Origin of the sequence: Fulvimarina endophytica, assembly GCF_003403015.1 — a bacterium.
GTDB lineage: Bacteria > Pseudomonadota > Alphaproteobacteria > Rhizobiales > Rhizobiaceae > Fulvimarina > Fulvimarina endophytica.
Genome location: NZ_QURL01000007.1, coordinates 15,735 through 33,983, shown reverse-complemented (window position 1 = coordinate 33,983; position 18,249 = coordinate 15,735). Strand labels below are relative to the sequence as shown.

The 18,249-nt window shown below is 65.1% G+C and carries 15 protein-coding genes; 14 read left to right on the top strand and 1 reads right to left on the bottom strand.

Translation table 11 applies throughout. The annotated features are described in order from the left end of the window. Positions 1–136 precede the first annotated feature (136 nt). The 14 genes from DYI37_RS15905 (at position 137) to DYI37_RS15840 (ending at position 16,767) form a co-directional block, all read left to right on the top strand. Complete coding sequence (locus tag DYI37_RS15905; RefSeq protein WP_116684261.1) at positions 137–1,387, top strand: serine hydrolase domain-containing protein; 1,251 nt, start codon at positions 137–139, stop codon at positions 1,385–1,387. Positions 1,388–1,722: 335 nt separating this feature from the next. Continuing rightward, positions 1,723–2,505 (top strand): FadR/GntR family transcriptional regulator, encoded by a 783-nt coding sequence (locus DYI37_RS15900; RefSeq protein ID WP_116684260.1) that lies wholly within the window; start codon positions 1,723–1,725, stop codon positions 2,503–2,505. Between the two features lie 40 nt (positions 2,506–2,545). Next, a complete protein-coding gene (chvE, locus tag DYI37_RS15895; RefSeq protein ID WP_116684259.1) occupies positions 2,546–3,619 on the top strand; it encodes a multiple monosaccharide ABC transporter substrate-binding protein in 1,074 nt (357 codons plus the stop codon). 152 nt (positions 3,620–3,771) lie between these two features. Continuing rightward, positions 3,772–5,304 carry a multiple monosaccharide ABC transporter ATP-binding protein gene (mmsA, locus tag DYI37_RS15890; protein ID WP_116684258.1) on the top strand — a complete coding sequence of 511 codons (1,533 nt, stop codon included), beginning with the start codon at positions 3,772–3,774 and terminating at the stop codon, positions 5,302–5,304. A 33-nt stretch (positions 5,305–5,337) separates the two neighbouring features. Beyond that, positions 5,338–6,549 (top strand): multiple monosaccharide ABC transporter permease, encoded by a 1,212-nt coding sequence (gene mmsB / locus DYI37_RS15885; protein ID WP_199520182.1) that lies wholly within the window; start codon positions 5,338–5,340, stop codon positions 6,547–6,549. A gap of 70 nt (positions 6,550–6,619) precedes the next feature. Further along, positions 6,620–7,561: a Gfo/Idh/MocA family protein gene (locus tag DYI37_RS15880; protein WP_116684257.1), complete on the top strand. Its 942-nt coding sequence runs from the start codon at positions 6,620–6,622 to the stop codon at positions 7,559–7,561. 82 nt (positions 7,562–7,643) lie between these two features. Then, the gene (locus DYI37_RS15875; protein ID WP_116684256.1) at positions 7,644–9,449 is read left to right on the top strand and encodes an IlvD/Edd family dehydratase; all 1,806 of its coding nucleotides are present in this window, start codon (positions 7,644–7,646) and stop codon (positions 9,447–9,449) included. Then, positions 9,449–10,405: a 2-dehydro-3-deoxygalactonokinase gene (locus tag DYI37_RS15870; protein ID WP_116684255.1), complete on the top strand. Its 957-nt coding sequence runs from the start codon at positions 9,449–9,451 to the stop codon at positions 10,403–10,405. Before DYI37_RS15875 ends, DYI37_RS15870 begins: the two co-directional genes overlap by 1 nt. 2 nt (positions 10,406–10,407) lie before the next feature. After that, a complete protein-coding gene (locus DYI37_RS15865; protein WP_116684407.1) occupies positions 10,408–11,049 on the top strand; it encodes a 2-dehydro-3-deoxy-6-phosphogalactonate aldolase in 642 nt (213 codons plus the stop codon). Positions 11,050–11,123: 74 nt separating this feature from the next. Then, positions 11,124–12,053 carry a dihydrodipicolinate synthase family protein gene (locus DYI37_RS15860; protein ID WP_116684254.1) on the top strand — a complete coding sequence of 310 codons (930 nt, stop codon included), beginning with the start codon at positions 11,124–11,126 and terminating at the stop codon, positions 12,051–12,053. Between the two features lie 66 nt (positions 12,054–12,119). Beyond that, positions 12,120–13,637 carry an aldehyde dehydrogenase (NADP(+)) gene (locus DYI37_RS15855; RefSeq protein WP_116684253.1) on the top strand — a complete coding sequence of 506 codons (1,518 nt, stop codon included), beginning with the start codon at positions 12,120–12,122 and terminating at the stop codon, positions 13,635–13,637. Between the two features lie 139 nt (positions 13,638–13,776). Next, positions 13,777–14,790: a TRAP transporter substrate-binding protein gene (locus DYI37_RS15850; RefSeq protein ID WP_116684252.1), complete on the top strand. Its 1,014-nt coding sequence runs from the start codon at positions 13,777–13,779 to the stop codon at positions 14,788–14,790. Between the two features lie 65 nt (positions 14,791–14,855). Next, the gene (locus DYI37_RS15845; RefSeq protein ID WP_116684251.1) at positions 14,856–15,458 is read left to right on the top strand and encodes a TRAP transporter small permease subunit; all 603 of its coding nucleotides are present in this window, start codon (positions 14,856–14,858) and stop codon (positions 15,456–15,458) included. Continuing rightward, positions 15,451–16,767, top strand: a complete 1,317-nt coding sequence (locus DYI37_RS15840) for a TRAP transporter large permease (RefSeq protein WP_116684406.1) — start codon at positions 15,451–15,453, stop codon at positions 16,765–16,767. The genes DYI37_RS15845 and DYI37_RS15840 overlap by 8 nt, the downstream gene beginning before the upstream one ends. Positions 16,768–17,002: 235 nt before the next feature. Here DYI37_RS15840 and DYI37_RS15835 read toward each other — a convergent pair whose 3' ends face one another. Then, positions 17,003–18,199: a pyridoxal-phosphate-dependent aminotransferase family protein gene (locus tag DYI37_RS15835; RefSeq protein ID WP_116684250.1), complete on the bottom strand. Its 1,197-nt coding sequence runs from the start codon at positions 18,197–18,199 to the stop codon at positions 17,003–17,005. Between the last annotated feature and the right edge of the window lie 50 nt (positions 18,200–18,249).

Below are 18,249 nucleotides of genomic sequence, written 5' to 3'. Positions count from 1 at the left end.
CCGTTCGCCTCGTCGCCATTGGATGCGCGACGCGGCGGGGAGCGAGCCTCCATCACGGCCATCAATCTCTTCTTGTCATGCCTCGCGCGTCGGACGACACTCTGCGATGCGATGGGGCGTGCAGGAGAGGGCTGACATGACGAGACAAGATGCGACGACGCTCACGGGGCTTCGGCCACTCGCCTTGTGGACGGGTGTCCTGATGATCTCCGTGCTGCCGACCGGTCTTTCCGCGCAGGAAAACGGTTATCCCCACGCCGACGAACCGATCGGCACCGTGGAAGAGATGTATGGCGGCAAATTGCTTCCCGACGAGGCGGTGTCGACCTTTCGCAATATCGACCGCCTCTTTCCCGTCCGCACGATCGAAGCCGGGGGCGAAGTCCACTCCCTGCCGAATGCGCCGCAGGATCTGGAGAGCCTGACCTTCGTCAGCGGCGAAAAGACCTACGACCTCTACGATTTCCTGGCCCTCGACAACATCACCGCACTTCTCGTCCTGAAGGACGGCAAGATCGCCTACGAGACCTATCAGCGAGGCAACACGCCCGAGACGCGCTGGATGTCGATGTCGATCGCCAAGTCGATCACCTCGACCCTTGCCGCGATCGCGATCGAGGACGGTCGTCTCGATGGCCTCGACGCGCAGGTGACCGAATACGTGCCTTCGCTGAAGGGCAGTGCCTATGACGGCGTGAGCGTGCGGGACGTTCTCATGATGGCGTCGGGCGTCGCGTGGAACGAGACCTATACGGACCCTGCTTCGGACCGCCGTGCGCTCCTGAAGGCGCAGATATCGCAGGAACCCGGATCGCTGATGGAGGTCATGGCTGCCCTGCCGCGGGCGGCCGAGCCGGGCATGCGCAACAATTACAGCACCGGCGAGACGCAGGTGCTCGCCGAGGTCGTTCGCGGTGCGGTCGGCAAGCCGCTCGCCGACTACCTGTCCGAGAAGATCTGGAAGCCATACGGGATGGAGGCCGACGCCAATTGGTGGCTCGATTCGCCCGATGGCGCCGAAATCGGCGGAAGCGGCATCAGCGCGACCCTGCGCGATTACGGTCGCTTCGGTCTCTTCATCCTCGACGAGGGCAGGATCGATGGCCAGTCCGTCCTGCCGGAGGGCTGGGTGCGCGAGGCGGCCGGGCCAAGCGAACTCGCCGACGGGAAACCCCTCGACTACGGATATATGTGGTGGACCGGCTGGACCGAGGCGTCCAAGGCGGACGGCGCGTTCGCGGCGGTCGGCATCCAAGGCCAGAACATCTACATCAATCCGGCGAAGAACGTGGTGATCGTCACCTTCGGTGCGCAGCCCAAGCCCGTCGGAAAGGAGCCGATCGATCCGATGGTGTTCTTCGATGCGGTCTCGGCAGCCTTGAAATAGGGCGTTTTCGCCCCGCTGACCCCGGACACCCGGCTCGGCAGTGTGGCACCTTTCGACGCTGAGGCAGACTGCCGGACCAACCGTTCATGTCCTCTGCTGCACAAGTGGAGGCCCTGCACGCGCCTCGGCGTTTTGACTGCAGTCTGATGCGTTCGTCAATCTTGCGGATAGGCTCTGCGCGTTCCCGGGCCCGCGACCATTTTCACATCCGATGAGCCCGCAATCGTGCGGAGCGGCGCCTGATTTCCCCAGGCCGATCCTTCACCGCGCTTGCATCCGTTCTATAGCGGGTCTAATAATATGATCATTGGTCTGGAGTTGGGAGGCTCGCACCGATGCCTTCACCGCGTCCGAAGACAAGTCGAACCGCAGAGCTCGCCGCCACTTACGGCCGGCGAATCGCGAGCGGCGCCCTGCGTTCGGGCGACGCGCTGCCGATCGAGAGCGAGCTTGCGAGCGAGTGGGGCGTGTCGCGCACGGTGGTGCGCGAGGCGATGCGGCTTCTCGGGGCGAAGGGATTGATCAAGGTCGGGCCCAAGGTCGGGACGCGCGTGCTTCCGGCTCAGGACTGGAACATGCTGGATCCTGATGTCATGGCCTGGCACCTGTTTGCGGAGGACCGGTGGGGGTTCGTGAGTGCGCTCTACGAGATGCGCCTCATCAACGAGCCGCCGGCGGCGCGGATCGCGGCCCAGCGGATTACGCAGGCGGATCGTGAGAGGCTGCGGGAAGCCTTCGAGCGCATGGAGCGATATCCGCGCGGATCGAGCGAACTGATCGCTGCGGATCTCGACTTTCATCGTATCATTCTGGAAGCGACGGGAAATCCGATCCTTCGCTCCCTCGGTGCGATGATCGAGAAGAGCCTGTCCATCTCGTTCTCGCTGTCATGGCGGCAGAACCCACAGGTCGAGACCCTGCGTCAGCATCAGCGGGTGCTCGATGCGATCCTCGGTGGCGATGCCGAGGCGGCCGAACTGTTCATGCGAAGGCTCATCGAGAGCGCCTTCGAGGACGTCAGTCAGGCGCTCGAGGGGGAGGGAGGCAGGGCTTCCGAGGCGCGCCGGCGCGTGGGAGACCCGGCCCCTTCGAATGTCGACAATGCACTCGCCGGCTGACGGCGGGGCGAAAAGTGAACCAATACAGGGAGGAAGCAGGATGAAACTGAAGAAGACACTCGTGATCGCCGCAGCGGCGGTCGGCCTTCTGGCCACGCAGTCGATGGGCGCACTCGCCCAGGACAAGGGCACGGTCGGCATCTCCATGCCCACGAAGTCGTCCGCTCGCTGGATCGACGACGGCAACAACATGGTCAAGCAGTTCGAGGAGGCCGGTTTCGCCGCCGATCTTCAATATGCCGACGACGATATCCCGAACCAGCTCTCCCAGGTGGAGAACATGGTGACCAAGGGCGTCGACGCGCTGGTGATCGCCGCAATCGATGGAACGACCCTGTCCAACACTCTCGCCAATGCGGCGGCATCGGGCATTCCGGTCATCGCCTATGACCGCCTGATCCGCGATTCCGGCGATGTGGACTATTACGCGACCTTCGATAATTTCCAGGTGGGCGTCCTTCAGGGGCAGTCGCTCGTCGACGGTCTGAAGGAGCGTTTCCCGGACGCCGAGACATGGAATGTGGAACTGTTCGGCGGCTCGCCCGACGACAACAACGCCTACTTCTTCTACGATGGCGCCATGAGCGTGCTGCAGCCGCTCATCGACGAGGGCAAGATCAAGATCGTCTCCGGCCAGACCGGCATGCAGACGGTCGGCACGCTGCGTTGGGACGGTTCGGTCGCCCAGGCCCGCATGGATAATCTCCTGTCGGCGAACTACACGAACGAGACGCTGCACGGCGTTCTATCCCCCTATGACGGTCTTTCCATCGGCATCATCTCCTCCCTGAAGGGCGTCGGCTACGGCTCCGGCGACATGAAGATGCCGATCATCACGGGGCAGGACGCCGAGGTTCAGTCGGTCAAGGCGATCGAGCGCGGCGACCAGTATTCGACGATCTTCAAGGACACCCGCGAACTGGCGAAGGTCACCGTCTCGATGGTCCAGGCCGTTCTCGAAGGCAGCGAGCCCGAGATCAACGACACCGAGACCTACAACAACGGCGTGAAGGTGGTCCCCTCCTACCTCTTGAAGCCTGTGCTGGTGACGAAGGGCGATATCGAGCCGGTGCTCGTGGAATCCGGCTACTACACCGAGGACCAGCTGAAATAAGTCTCAAGGGCGAAGGCGGGGCCGCGCTCGCGCGGTCCCGTCCAGCCAAATTTTCGTCTGCCCGCCGGCGGGCAGGCGAGGCATCGGACCGATGAGGGGATCATCGGCCCGATGCCGCAACCCGGTGTCAGATCTTCCCGAAGAGTGCGAGCATGCGACCCATCCTGGAAATGCGGGGCATCACCAAGACGTTTCCCGGCGTCAAGGCGCTCGACGACGTCAACCTGAAGGTCGCCGAGGGCGAGATCCACGCCCTTTGCGGGGAGAACGGCGCCGGCAAGTCGACGCTCATGAAGGTCCTGTCGGGCATCTATCCCTACGGGTCCTACGAGGGCGAGATCGCCTTTCGCGGCGAGGAATGCCGCTTCACGGGCATTCGGGACTCGGAGCGCCTCGGCATCATCATCATCCATCAGGAACTCGCCCTGATCCCGCTTCTTTCGATCGCCGAAAACATCTTTCTGGGCAACGAGCAAGCGTCCAAGGGCGTCATCGACTGGCGCGCGACCTTCGAGCGCACCGGCGAACTCCTGAAGCGCGTCGGTCTGAAGGAGAGCCCGCAGGAACTCGTTACCAATCTCGGCCTCGGCAAGCAGCAACTCGTCGAGATCGCGAAGGCCCTGTCGAAGGAGGTCAAGCTCCTGATCCTCGACGAGCCCACATCCTCTCTCAACGAGAACGATTCCCAGGCCCTGCTCGACCTGCTGCTCGAATTCAAGCAGCGTGGGATCGCCTCGATCATGATCAGCCACAAGCTGAACGAGATTTCGAGGGTCGCCGATTCCATCACCGTGCTGCGCGACGGATCGGCCGTCTCGACGCTCGATTGCCGCAACGGGACGGTGTCGGAGGGCGACATCATCCGCGACATGGTGGGCCGCTCCCTCGACGATCGCTATCCGCCGCGCGAGCCGAAGATCGGCGAGACGATGCTGGAGGTCCGCAACTGGACCTCGACCCATCCGCTGCATGCCGGGCGCAAGGTGGTGGACGACGTCTCGTTCACGGCGCGGGCGGGCGAGGTGGTGGGAATTGCGGGCCTGATGGGTGCGGGGCGCACGGAACTTGCCATGAGCCTCTTCGGCCGTTCCTACGGCACCTATGTTTCCGGCGAGATTCTGCTGCGCGGCAAGCCCGTCGACACCTCGACCGTCGGCCGGGCGATCGAGGCGGGCATCTGCTACGTGACCGAGGACCGCAAAGGCTATGGCCTGATCCTCGACGAGACGATCAGGCGCAATGTGCCCCTCGCCAACCTGTCCGGCATCTCCAACGGTCTGGTGGTCGACGAGCGCAAGGAGGCCCGGATCGCCAGCGAGTATCGCGACCGCCTTCGCATCAAGTCGTCCTCGATCGCGCAGGAGACCGTGAACCTCTCGGGCGGCAACCAGCAGAAGGTCGTCTTGGCCAAATGGCTCTTCGCCGACCCAGAGGTGCTGATCCTCGACGAGCCGACACGCGGCATCGATGTCGGGGCGAAATACGAAATCTATTCGATCATCGCGGAGCTCGCCGCCCAGGGGAAGGCGGTGATCGTCATCTCGTCCGAGATGCCCGAACTGCTCGGAATCTCCGACCGGATCTACGTGATGAACGAGGGCCGGTTCGTCGGGGAGATGCCGACGGCGGAGGTCTCGCAGGAAAAGATCATGTCGGCGATCATTCGCTCGTCGGGCCGCGGCTAAAGCCCGCCCATCCGTTTCAGGGAGGAAATCACGATGTCCCAGAACGTCGCAGGAGAGGGCGCCGCCGGCGCCAGGCGCGAAGGCGTAGGTCAGCTGGCCTTTCTGCGCCGCCATATGCGCGAATACGGCATCCTCATCGCGCTCGTCGTCATCATGGCCTTCTTCCAGGTGGCGACCGACGGCATTCTGATGCGGCCGATCAACCTCACCAACCTCGTCCTCCAGAACAGCTACATCGTCATCATGGCGCTCGGCATGCTGCTCGTCATCGTCTCGGGCCATATCGATCTTTCGGTCGGCTCGGTGCTCGGCTTCGTCGGCGCGCTGGCGGCGGTGATGATTGTGCAATGGGACATGAACTTCGTCCTCGCCAGCCTCATCTGCCTGATGGTCGGCGCCCTGATCGGCGCGGCGCAGGGCTACTGGATCGCGTATTGGAAGATCCCGAGCTTCATCGTCACGCTTGCCGGAATGCTGGTCTTCAAGGGTCTGACGCTCTGGCTCCTGGCGGGCCAGTCGGTCGGGCCGTTTCCGGCGGACTTCCAGCTTCTGTCCTCCGGCTTTTTGCCGGACGTCATCGACGTTCGCGGCTTCCACCTCGTCTCGTTCGTGATCGGCGCGGCAGTGGCGGCCCTGATCGTGGGCGTTGCGCTGAAGCACCGCTTCCAGTCGCGCGCCGGCGGACATGACGACGAGCCCTTCGGCTTCTTCATGGCCAAGACGATCCTCATCGCCGTCGCCATCCTCTATCTCACCTGGCTTCTTGCGACCTTCCGCGGCTTTCCGAACGTACTCATCGTGATGGCCGTGCTGATCGCCGCCTATTCCTTCGTCACCTCGCGAACCACGATCGGCCGGCGCATCTATGCCATCGGCGGCAACGAGAAGGCGGCCAAGCTGTCCGGCATCAATACCGAGCGGCTGACCTTCCTCACCTTCGCCAATATGGGCATGCTGGCGGCCCTTGCCGGACTGGTCTTCGCCGCCCGCCTCAACACCGCGACGCCGAAGGCGGGGCTCGCCTTCGAACTCGACGTCATCGCGGCCGTCTTCATCGGCGGTGCGTCCATGGCCGGCGGCGTCGGAACGATCGTCGGCGCGGTCGTCGGCGCCTTCATCATGGGCGTCATGAACAACGGCATGTCGATCCTCGGAATCGGCATCGACTACCAGCAGGTGATCAAGGGGCTGGTTCTCCTCCTCGCGGTCATCTTCGACGTCGTCAACCGCTCGCGCGCGGCCTGACGGCAAGGCGCGATCATCGCCGTGGCCGGCTTCGGCCACGGCATCGAAACATCGAACAGGCAAGCATGTCATGACCTCCATCCGTCTGGGTCTCGTCGGCGTCGGCAAGATCGCCCGCGACCAGCATCTTCCCTCGATCGCGGCCACCGCGGGGATCGAGCTCGTCGCGACCGCCAGCCGATCGGCCGGCGCGGACGGCGTTGCGAGTTACCGCAGCCTCGGCGAGATGCTCGCCGGGACGGAACTCGACGCGGTCGCCCTCTGCACGCCGCCCCAGGTGCGCCATGGGATGGCGCTCGAAGCGCTCGAGGCGGGCAAGCACGTTCTCCTCGAAAAGCCCCCCGGTGCGACCCTGAGCGAGATCGACGATCTCGTGGCGGCGAGCGGCAAGACCGGCGTCACCCTCTTTGCGACCTGGCATTCCCGGTTCTCCGCCGCGACGGAGCCCGCCCGGCGCTGGCTGGAGGGCCGAACGGTCGAGCGGGCCGAAATCGTCTGGAAGGAGGATGTCCGCCGCTGGCATCCCGGCCAGGACTGGATCTGGGAGCCCGGCGGTCTCGGCGTCTTCGACCCGGGCATCAACGCCCTGTCGATCGCGACGCGGATCCTGCCGGAGCCGTTCTTCCTGACGGGCGGCGAACTCGACACGCCGGAAAACCGGCAGGCGCCGATCGCGGCAAGGCTCGCCTTCACCGATCGCAACGGTCTCGATCTCACCGCCGACTTCGACTGGCGCCAGAAGGGGCCCCAGACCTGGGACATCACCGCCGAGACGAGCGATGGCGGCCGGCTGCACCTGTCGGAGGGCGGAAAGCGGCTTGTGATCGACGGCGAGACTGTTGTGACAAGCGAGGATGCGGAATATCGCGACATCTACGAGCATTTCGTGCGCCTCGTCCGCGAGCATCGCAGCGATGTCGACGTCTCGCCGCTGCGCCATGTAGCGGATGCTTTCATGCTGGGCCGGCGATGCCGGACCGAACCCTTCCACGACGACGAGAACGCCGCGTGACGGCGCTCCCCCCGATCCGCCGCGCCGCGACCCGAGTCGCGCCGGCACCTTCAATTCTTCTTATTCCGTGAGGCCTGAATCCATGTCCGATCATTCGAACCCGCCGAAGACCAAGCTGCGTTCCCGCGCCTGGTTCGACAATCCGGACAATCCGGACATGACGGCGCTCTACCTGGAGCGCTACCTGAACTACGGAATCAGCCAGGAGGAACTTCAGTCCGGCAAGCCGATCATCGGCATCGCGCAGACCGGTTCGGATCTTTCGCCCTGCAACCGGCACCATCTGGAACTCGCCAAGCGGGTGCGGGACGGGATCATCGAATCGGGCGGAATTCCGATGGAGTTTCCCGTTCATCCGATCCAGGAGACGGGCAAGCGGCCGACCGCGGCGCTCGACCGCAATCTGGCTTATCTCGGCCTCGTCGAACTCCTCTACGGTTACCCGCTCGACGGCGTGGTTCTCACCATCGGCTGCGACAAGACCACGCCCGCCTGCCTGATGGCGGCCGCGACCGTCAACATTCCGGCGATCGCGCTCTCGGTCGGCCCGATGCTGAACGGCTGGTTCCGCGGCGAGCGGACCGGCTCGGGAACGATCGTCTGGAAGGCCCGTGAGATGATGGCGGCCGGCGAGATCGACTATGCCGGCTTCATCAAGCTCGTGGCATCGTCCGCCCCGTCCACCGGCTATTGCAACACGATGGGCACGGCGACGACCATGAACTCGCTCGCGGAAGCCCTCGGCATGCAGCTTCCGGGCTCCGCCGCGATCCCGGCGCCGTATCGCGACCGGCAGGAGGTCGCCTACAAGACCGGCAAGCGCATCGTCGACATGGTCGCCGAGGACCTGAAGCCGTCCGATATTATGACGCGCAAGGCGTTCGAAAACGCGATCCGTGTCAATTCCGCGATCGGCGGGTCGACCAATGCCCCGATCCATCTCAACGCGATCGCCCGCCATCTGGGTGTCGAGCTTCACATCGACGACTGGCAGACGCTCGGAGAAGAGATCCCGCTTCTCGTGAACCTGCAGCCGGCCGGCGAATATCTCGGCGAGGACTATTACCATGCCGGCGGCGTGCCGGCGGTCGTCGCCCAGCTGATGGGGCAGGGGCTCATCCACGAGGATGCCCTCACCGCCAACGGCAAGACGATCGGCGAGAACTGCCGCGATGCCGAGATCGCCGATGCCAACGTCATCAAGACGTTCGACGCGCCGCTGAAGGAGCGCGCCGGCTTCCGCGTCCTGAGGGGCAATCTCTTCGATTCGGCGATCATGAAGCTCTCGGTGATCTCGCCGGAGTTCCGCAAGCGCTACCTGTCGAACCCCGACGATCCGATGGCCTTCGAAGGCAAGGCGGTCGTCTTCGACGGACCGGAGGACTATCACCACCGGATCGACGACCCGGCCCTCGGCATCGACGAGAACACGGTTCTCTTCATGCGCGGCGCGGGACCGATCGGTTATCCGGGCGCGGCCGAGGTCGTGAACATGCGGGCGCCCGATTACCTCATCAAGCGGGGCATCACCTCGCTCGCCTGCGTCGGCGACGGCCGCCAGTCGGGAACCTCGGGCTCCCCGTCGATCCTCAACGCCTCGCCCGAGGCGGCGGCTGGCGGCGGTCTGGCGCTTCTGAAGACCGGGGACAGGGTGCGGATCGATCTCGGACGCGGCACCGCCGACATCCTGATTTCCGACGAGGAGCTGGCCGAGCGCCGCCTGCGGCTCGAAGCCGAGGGCGGGTTCCCCTATCCGGACCATCAGACCCCCTGGCAGGAGATCCAGCGCGGCCTCGTCGGTCAGATGTCGACCGGCATGTGCCTCGAAATGGCGACCTCCTACCGCTCCGTCGCGCAGACCAAGGGTCTGCCGAGGGACAACCACTGATGACGGCAGATGCCGGCAAGCCGGCGGCCACCGCCGCCTATGCGGCCTGCGACTGGGGAACCTCGAATCTGCGGGTCTGGGCGATGTCAGCCGAGGGTGAGCCCCTGGCGGTTCGCCAGAGCGCGGACGGCATGGCGAATGTCGGCGAGGGCGGCTTTGCAACCGTCCTCGACGGCCATCTTGCGGAACTCGGCCTTGCCGAGGATCTGTCGGTCGTCGCCTGCGGCATGGTGGGTGCGCGGCAGGGCTGGGCGGAGGCGCCCTACCTGCCGGCGCCCGCACGCATTGAGGGGCTCGCGGTCCATGCCATCACCGCACCGGGGACGGAACGCGACGTGCGCATCCTGCCGGGGGTTTTCCTTTCGGGAGACGGCGCCGGTTGCGACGTCATGCGCGGGGAGGAGACGCAACTCTTCGGTCTGGCCCTTCAGGCTGGCGGCGATCATCTCGCCTGCCTGCCCGGCACCCATTCGAAATGGGCGAGGCTCGAGGCCGGCGGCATCGTCGATTTTGCCACCTTCATGACAGGCGAGCTTTTCGCGCTTCTCTCCAGGCACGCGGTGATCCGCCATTCGCTCGACGTGGATCTCGATGCGGCCGGCTATTCGGATGCCTTCGAGGCGGGCCTCAAGGATGGCTCGGCACGGCCCGAAGCCGTCCTCAACGAACTCTTCGCCCTGCGCGCCCGCGATCTTCTCACCGGCGCAGGCAAGGCCGATCTCACCGCTCGCCTGTCGGGCCTCCTGATCGGCTGCGAACTGGCCGGCGCGGGCAAACGCTTCGGCGAAGAGAGCAAGGTCGCGCTCGTTGCCTCCGGCATGACGGCGACCCTCTACGAGCGCGCCCTGCGCGCTGCCGGTTACACGGTCGCGACCATGGATGCGGAGGTCTGCGTGCGGGCCGGTCTCCACGCGGCCGCGCGCCATCTCTTCGATCTGGAAGGAGCACGCACATGACCATGTTCGAGGCGGACTGCCCCTGGCCCTCGCTCGATCGCGATCTCGTCGCGATCCTTCGCGGCATTCGTCTCGACGAGGTGGAGCCCATCGTCGGCGTCCTCGTCGAGACGGGCTTCCAGGCGATCGAGATCCCGCTCAATTCGCCCGATCCCTTCGTCTCGATCGAAAAGGCCGCACGGCTCGCCCCCGAGCATTGCCTGATCGGCGCCGGTACCGTCCTTTCGGTGGAAGACGTTTCGCGCCTCGACGATGTCGGCGGGAGGCTCCTCGTCGCGCCCAATGTCGACCGGGAAGTGCTCGAGGCGGCCCATTCCTTCGGCATGGTGACGATGCCCGGCGTCTTCACGCCGAGCGAGGCGTTCTCGGCGCTGAAGGCCAAAGCGTCGGCCCTCAAGTTCTTCCCGGCTTCGGTTCTGGGAGCCAAGGGCATTGCCGCGATACGAGCGGTCCTGCCGGCCTCGACGCTGGTCGGGGCCGTGGGCGGCGTCGGGGACGAGGATTTCGCATCCTATGCCAAAGCCGGCGTGCGGGCCTTCGGCCTCGGCTCCAGCCTCTACAAGCCCGGTTTCACCGCCGCCGAAGTGCGCGAGCGTGCCTCGGCGGCGGTCGAAGCCTTCGACCGCGCATTCGATCGCGCCTGACGGCTCGCCGGGGAGCCGGCCTGCGGCATCCCACCCGCCGACGCCCAAGACACGCAGTCATGAGGAGTAACCCGATGTCCGTATCCGCCATGCGCCCCTACAAGGGCGTCTATCCTGTCGCGCCGACGATCTTCCACGAGGACGGCTCGCCGGATATCGAGGGTCAGAAGCGGGCGCTCGACTTCATGATCGATGCCGGCTCAACCGGTCTGTGCATCCTCGCGAACTTCTCCGAGCAGTTCCTCCTTTCGGATGCCGAGCGCGACAGCCAGATGGCGCTCTCCCTCGAACACGTGGCCGGACGTGTTCCCACCATCGTCACGGTGAGCCATTTCTCGACCGATATCACCATCCAGAGGGCAAAAGCCGCGGAGGCTGCGGGCGCCGCGATGGTGATGGTGATGCCGCCTTATCACGGCGCCACCATGCGGGTCGGCGAGGCGCAGATCATGGCCTTCTTCCGCGCCTTGTCGGAAGCGATCACGATCCCGATCATGATCCAGGACGCGCCCATTTCCGGAACGCCGCTTCCGCCGGCGCTTCTTGCCCGGATGGCCCGCGAGATCGAGAATGTCAGCTATTTCAAGATCGAGACGGCCGGCGCCGCGTCCAAGCTTCGCGAACTGATTGCGACCGGCGGCGAGGCGATCGAAGGGCCCTGGGACGGCGAGGAGGCCATCACCCTGATGGCCGATCTCGATGCCGGCGCGACCGGTGCCATGACCGGGGCCGGCTATCCGGACGGGATCCGCCAGATCGTCGATCCCTTCTTTGCAGGCGATCGTCAGTCCGCGATCGAGGCCTATGGCCGCTGGCTTCCGCTCATCAACTACGAAAACCGCCAGACGAGCTTCCAGACCGCGAAGATCCTGATGAAGGAAGGCGGCATCATCGCCAGCGACGTGGTGCGCCGGCCGATCGCACCCGCCCATCCTGAGACCCGCGCGGGCCTGATCGAACTTGCCCGCACCCTCGATCCCCTCGTCCTGCGCTGGGCCCGCTGAAGGCTTTCTCGCGCAGATACCGAAGGCTCGCGCCTTCAAACTCACCAGAAGAAATTGGATTTTCCCATGTCCCTCGACCTCACAGGCAAGCACCTGATCGCCGGCGAATGGGTCGGCTCAGACAAGAGCTTCCGCTCCCAGCCTCTCGATGCGCCCGGCCGCGAGTTCAGCGCGGGAACGCCGGACCTTATCGATCGCGCCGTTCAGGCCGCCGAGGAGGCGTTCTGGTCCTATGCCTATCTCTCGCGCGAGGCGCGCGCGGCCTTCCTTGACACCATCGCCGACGAGATCGAGAAGCGCGGCGACGCGATCACCGAGATCGGAACCGAGGAAAGCGGCCTGCCTGCCGGCCGTCTCCACGGCGAGCGCGGACGGACCACCGGCCAGCTGAAGCAGTTCGCCAAGCATATTCGCGAGGGCGCCTATCTCGACCGGCGCACCGATCCGGCGCTGCCCGATCGCCAGCCCGCGCCGCGGCCGGAGCTGAAGATGATCCAGCGGCCGATCGGTCCGGTCGCCGTCTTCGGTGCCTCGAACTTCCCGCTCGCCTTCTCCACCGCCGGCGGCGATACGGCGGCAGCGCTCGCTGCTGGATGCCCCGTCGTCGTAAAGGGCCACGAGGCCCATCCCGGCACGGGCGAGATCGTCGCCCAGGCGATCCATGCGGCCATAAAGGCCCATGATCTTCATCCGGGCGTCTTCTCCCTCGTTCAGGGTGGCAGCCGCGAGGTAGGCGAGGCTCTGGTCAAGCATCCGCTGATCAAGGCGGTCGGCTTCACCGGATCGCTCGGCGCAGGCCGGGCCCTCTACGATCTGTGCGCGGCGCGGCCCGAGCCGATCCCCTTCTTCGGCGAACTCGGCTCGATCAACCCGGTCTTCGCGATGCCCGAGGCGGTGCGCTCGCGTGGCGCCGAGATGGGCAAGGCCTGGGTCGCCTCTCTCACCATGGGTGCGGGCCAGTTCTGCACCAATCCCGGCATCGTGCTCGTCGAGGACGGGGCGGGTGCCGATGCCTTCGTGTCTTCGGCGGTGGAGGCGGCGAAGGCGGGCGAGCGCCAGGCGATGCTGACCGACGGCATCGCCTCGGCCTATCGCGCCGGCTCCGAGCGGATTGCTGCGACCGAGGGCATCACCGCTTTGGCAGGCGAAGCCAATGCGAGCCGTCACGCCTCGCCCTGCCTCTTCGAGACCACCGCCGAGGTGTTCGAGGCCGACGAGACGCTCGCCGAGGAGGTCTTCGGACCGCTCGGCATCGTGGTCCGCTGCAAGGGGCTCGAAGAGATGGAGCGGATCGCCAGGGGGCTCGACGGTCAGCTGACCGTCACAATCCAGATGGATGACGGCGACAGCGACGGCGTGAAGGCGCTTCTTCCGATTCTCGAGCGCAAGGCCGGGCGCATTCTCGCCAACGGCTTCCCGACCGGCGTCGAGGTCGCGGACGCCATGGTCCATGGCGGGCCCTATCCCGCCTCCACCAATTTCGGCGCGACCTCCGTCGGCACGCTCGCCATCCGGCGCTTCCTGCGTCCGGTCTGTTTCCAGAACCTGCCGTCATCGGTTCTGTCCGAGGATCTCCGGTCTTAAAGCGCCGGGGACGCGGCGAGGCGGCTTGTGCCCGCCTCGTCGATTTGTAAGGCTCGCTTGCCGTTCACAACGGCATTCAATGGGAGGGGACGGGTTTCAGCACCCCGATCCTCCATCGCATCACACGGGAGGAGACCCGATGCTCAAACGTCTCGCTATCACCATTGCCGCCTTCACGGCGCTGACCGCGGCAGGACACGCCCAGGAAAGCTACGCGTTGAAGTTCCAGTCGAGCGACAATTCCGGTACGGCGGCCTTCGAGGTGCAGAACGCCTGGGCCGATCACCTGCGCGAAATGTCCGATGGTCGCATCGACGTGGAAATGCTGCCGGCCGGATCGATCGTCGAATATAACGAGACGCTCGACGCCGTCGGCGCCGGCATTCTCGGCGGCCAGATCACCGACAGCTCCTATTTCACGGGCAAGGACCCGGCCTTCGCTCTGATCGGCAACCCGGTCGGCGCCTATTCCTCGCCGGAAGAACTGCGGGCCTTCTTCGATCGCGGCGGCGGTTCCGAACTCTACAACGAGATCCTGGAGCCCTACGGCGTCCACTTCGTCGGCGCGGCCGCGCAGACCGCGGAGGCGATTCCCTCCAAGGTTCCGATCGACAGCGTCGAGGATCTGAAGGGCGTGAAGATGCGTGCCCCCGAAGGCATGGTGCAGTCCGCCTTCGCGGCCGCCGGCGCCTCGCCGGTCAACCTGCCCCAGTCGGAAGTCTTCACGGCGCTCGACAAGGGCGTGATCAGCGCGGCCGACGCCACGACCCTTGCGACCAACGACTCGATGGGTCTCCACGACGTCGCCAAGAACCCGATCTGGCCGGGCTTCCATTCACTTCCGCTGAACGAGGTCTCGATCAACAAGAGAACCTGGGACGGCATGTCCGAGGCCGATCGCAAGACCTTCACCGACTCGGTGACCTGGTATGCGGACGAGCTCGCCAAGCGCATCAAGGCCCGCGATCAGGAAGTCGCCGACAAGCTCGCCCAGCGTGAGGACGTCACGGTCCACAGCTGGTCTGAGGAAGAGAAGAAGAAGTTCCGCCAGATCGCGCAGGATCAGTGGGCCGAATATGCCGGCCGGTCGGAGAGCGCCCAGAAGGTCTACGACAAGCTGACCGCCTTCCTGAAGAGCGAGGGGAAGCTCTGAGCATCTGACGTGACTGCCGTTCGGGCCTTACGCCCGAACGGCGATCCAAACGGGGAGGAAACGGTATGGCCGATACGAGAGAACTCGCGGAAGCTCATGAGCGCATAGAGCAGAAGGACGTGCCGCAGGACGCCTTGTCGAAACTGATCACGCCCCTCGGCCTGATCTTCTCGATCCTGTTCCTGCTGGTCACCGCCTTCACGCTCTACGAGGTGCTGATGCGCTACGTCTTCAACGCGCCGACGAACTGGGTGCACGAGACGACGATCGCGATGACGGCGCTCTGCTTCGCCTTCGGCGGTGCCTACTGCCTCGGAACGGACCGGCATATCCGGGTCGTTCTTCTCTACGAGGCGGTCAGTCCGCGTTTCCGCCAGATCCTCGATGTCTGCATCTGCACGGTCGGCGCTCTGGCCTGCGCCCTGATGGCCTGGGCCGCATGGGGGCTCGCCTACAAGGCGTTCTACACGCCGAGCGGCAGCTTTCGCCTGGAGACCAGCGGCAGTGCCTGGAACCCGCCCACACCGGCCATCGTCAAGGCCTTCCTGTTCGTCACGCTCTGCGTGATGACGATCCAGTTCGCCCTCCAGGCGATCGGACACCTGCGACGCAAGCCGACCGACGAGCTCCATCATGGCGGCTCCGAGCATGGAGCACTCGATGTTTGATCTTTCTGCCCTCGGGATCGGCGGCGGAAGCATCGCCATGTTCGGCATGCTTCTGGCGCTCCTCGTCACCGGCATGCCGCTCGCCTTCGTCACCATCCTCGTCGCGCTCGTCTTCGCGCTGGGCTGGTTCGGGCCGATGGCGGTTCCGATCGTGACGACGCGCATCTATTCCTTCATCACCCAATACGTCTTCCTGTCGGTGCCGATGTTCGTGCTGATGGCCTCGGTGCTCGATCGATCGGGGATCGCGAAGGACCTCTTCGACGCCATGAAGCTGATCGCGGGGCGTATCCGCGGCGGTGTCGGCGTGCAGACCCTCGCCGTCTCGGTGATTCTCGCCGCCATGTCGGGGATCATCGGAGGCGAAATCGTGCTCCTCGGTCTTCTCGCTCTGCCGCAGATGCTTCGCCTCGGCTACGACAAGCATCTGGCGATCGGCATCGTCTGTGCCGGCGGCGCGCTCGGCACCATGATCCCGCCCTCGATCGTGCTGATCATCTACGGCCTTTCGGCCAATGTCTCGATCGGCGAACTCTTCACCGCGTCCTTCCTGCCCGGCGCGATGCTGGCAGGCCTCTATGCGGGCTACGTTCTCATTCTCGGCTATTTCAAGCCGCACGTCGCCCCGGTGCCGACCGAGGACGATAAGATGCCCCTGGCGGAGAAGCTGAAGCTCCTGAAGGGCCTCATCCTGCCGGCCATCGTCGTCGTCTTCGTCCTCGGATCGATCTATGCCGGTATTGCCTCGGTGACCGAAGCCTCGGCGATCGGCGTCTTCGGCGTCGTCCTGTCGACCATCGTGCGCGGCGAGTTCACGATGAAGCTGATGATCGACAGCGCGATCCAGACCTTGCGCACCTGCGGCATGATCGTCTGGATCGGCGTCGGAGCCACCGCGCTGATCGGGGTCTACAACCTGATGGGCGGCATCGACTTCATCAAGACGCTGCTGACGGGCATTTCGGACGAGCCGATCGTCGTCCTGCTCGTGATGATGCTGATCCTCGCGGTTCTCGGAATGTTCCTCGACTGGGTCGGTATCGCCCTGCTCGCCATTCCGATCTTCGCACCGATCGTCTCCTCGCTCGGCTACGACCTGATCTGGTTCGGCGTGCTGTTCTCGCTCAACATGCAGATCTCGTTCCTCTCGCCGCCCTTCGGACCGGCCGCCTTCTACCTGAAGAGCGTCGCGCCGCCGGACATCTCGCTCGGAACGATCTTCAGGTCGCTTGTGCCCTTCATCTGCCTGCAGGTGCTCGCACTCGCTCTCGTCATCGCCTTCCCGAGCATCGCGCTCTGGTATCGCTGACGACGGCTCGTCACTCGGACCGGAGCCTCGGACCCGATCCTCGAAGATCGGGTTCGAGGCTTCGATCGGCTTCCGACATGCCGGATGCTTCCGAAGTCTGCCTCCCGGTTCGCTCCGAAGCTCCTGGCTGCGGCTGAACGCAGAACGGCCCCGCCCGGGGGCGAGGCCGTGATCAAGATCCGATGGCGGAAGAAAGCCGCGGCGCGTCTCTATCGCGCCGCGGCTTTTCGGGTTTTCAGGCCGCCTTGCTGATGCTGCCTGCGGTGCGATCGGCGGTCAGGACCTCCATGGCGGCGCGGGCGCCGCCGGCGCGGTGCTTCACGCCGGCTGTCTTCAGACCCATCTCGACTCCCGAAAGGGTGCCCATCAGCATCAGGTCGTTGAAGTCGCCCAGATGGCCGATGCGGAAGATCTGATCGGAGAGCTTGGAGAGACCCGCGCCGAGCGACATGTCGAAATTGGCGAGAACCGACTTGCGGAACTCATCGGCACCCTTGCGCTCCGGCATGAGAACGGCGGTCAGCGAGGAGGAGTAGTGGGCGGGCTCGGCGCAGAGCACTTCGAGGCCCCAGGCCTCGACAGCCGCCCGCGTCGCCGCCGCATGCCTGTCATGCCGTGCGAAGACGTTCTCCATTCCTTCCTCGTAGAGAAGGTCGAGAGCCGTATCGAGGCCGTAGAGGATGTTCGTGGCGGGCGTGTAAGGGAAGAAGCCCTTCGAATTGGCCTCCAGCATTTCGCCCCAGCCCCAATAGGCGTTCGGAAGCCTGGCGGACTTCGAAGCCTCCAGCGCCTTGTTCGAGACCGCGTTGAAGGAAAGGCCCGGCGGCAGCATCAGGCCCTTCTGCGAGCCGGCCACCGTGACGTCGACGCCCCATTCGTCGTGCCGGTAGTCGATCGAGCCGAGGGAGGAGATCGTATCGACGAGGAGAAGGGCAGGGTGGTTCGCCGCATTAATGGCATCGCGCACCGCCTTGATCGGCGAAACACAGCCGGTCGAGGTCTCGTTATGGACGACGCAGACCGCCTTGATCTCGTGGCCGCTGTCGGAGGCCAGACGCTCGCCGATCGCTGCCGCATCTGCTCCGTGGCGCCAGTCGCCGGCGATGAACTCGGGCTTGAGGCCGAGCTTTTCGGCAAGCTTCTTCCAGAGGGTCGCGAAATGGCCGGTCTCGTACATCAGCACGGTATCGCCGGGCGAAAGCGTGTTGGTCAGCGCCGCCTCCCAGGCGCCGGTGCCGGAAGCCGGGTAGATCACGACCGGGTTCGTGGTGCCGAAGACCTTCCCGATCTTGCCGAACAGGCGCTGTCCGAGTGCCTGGAAGTCCGGCCCGCGATGATCGATCGTCGGCATGTCCATGGCCCGCAGCACCTGATCGGGCACATTGGTCGGTCCGGGGATCTGCAGGAAATGGCGTCCTGATGCGTGGCTCATGGTCTTCCTCCGAATGTCCGTCCGACAGGCGATTTCGCGGGATGCGGGGA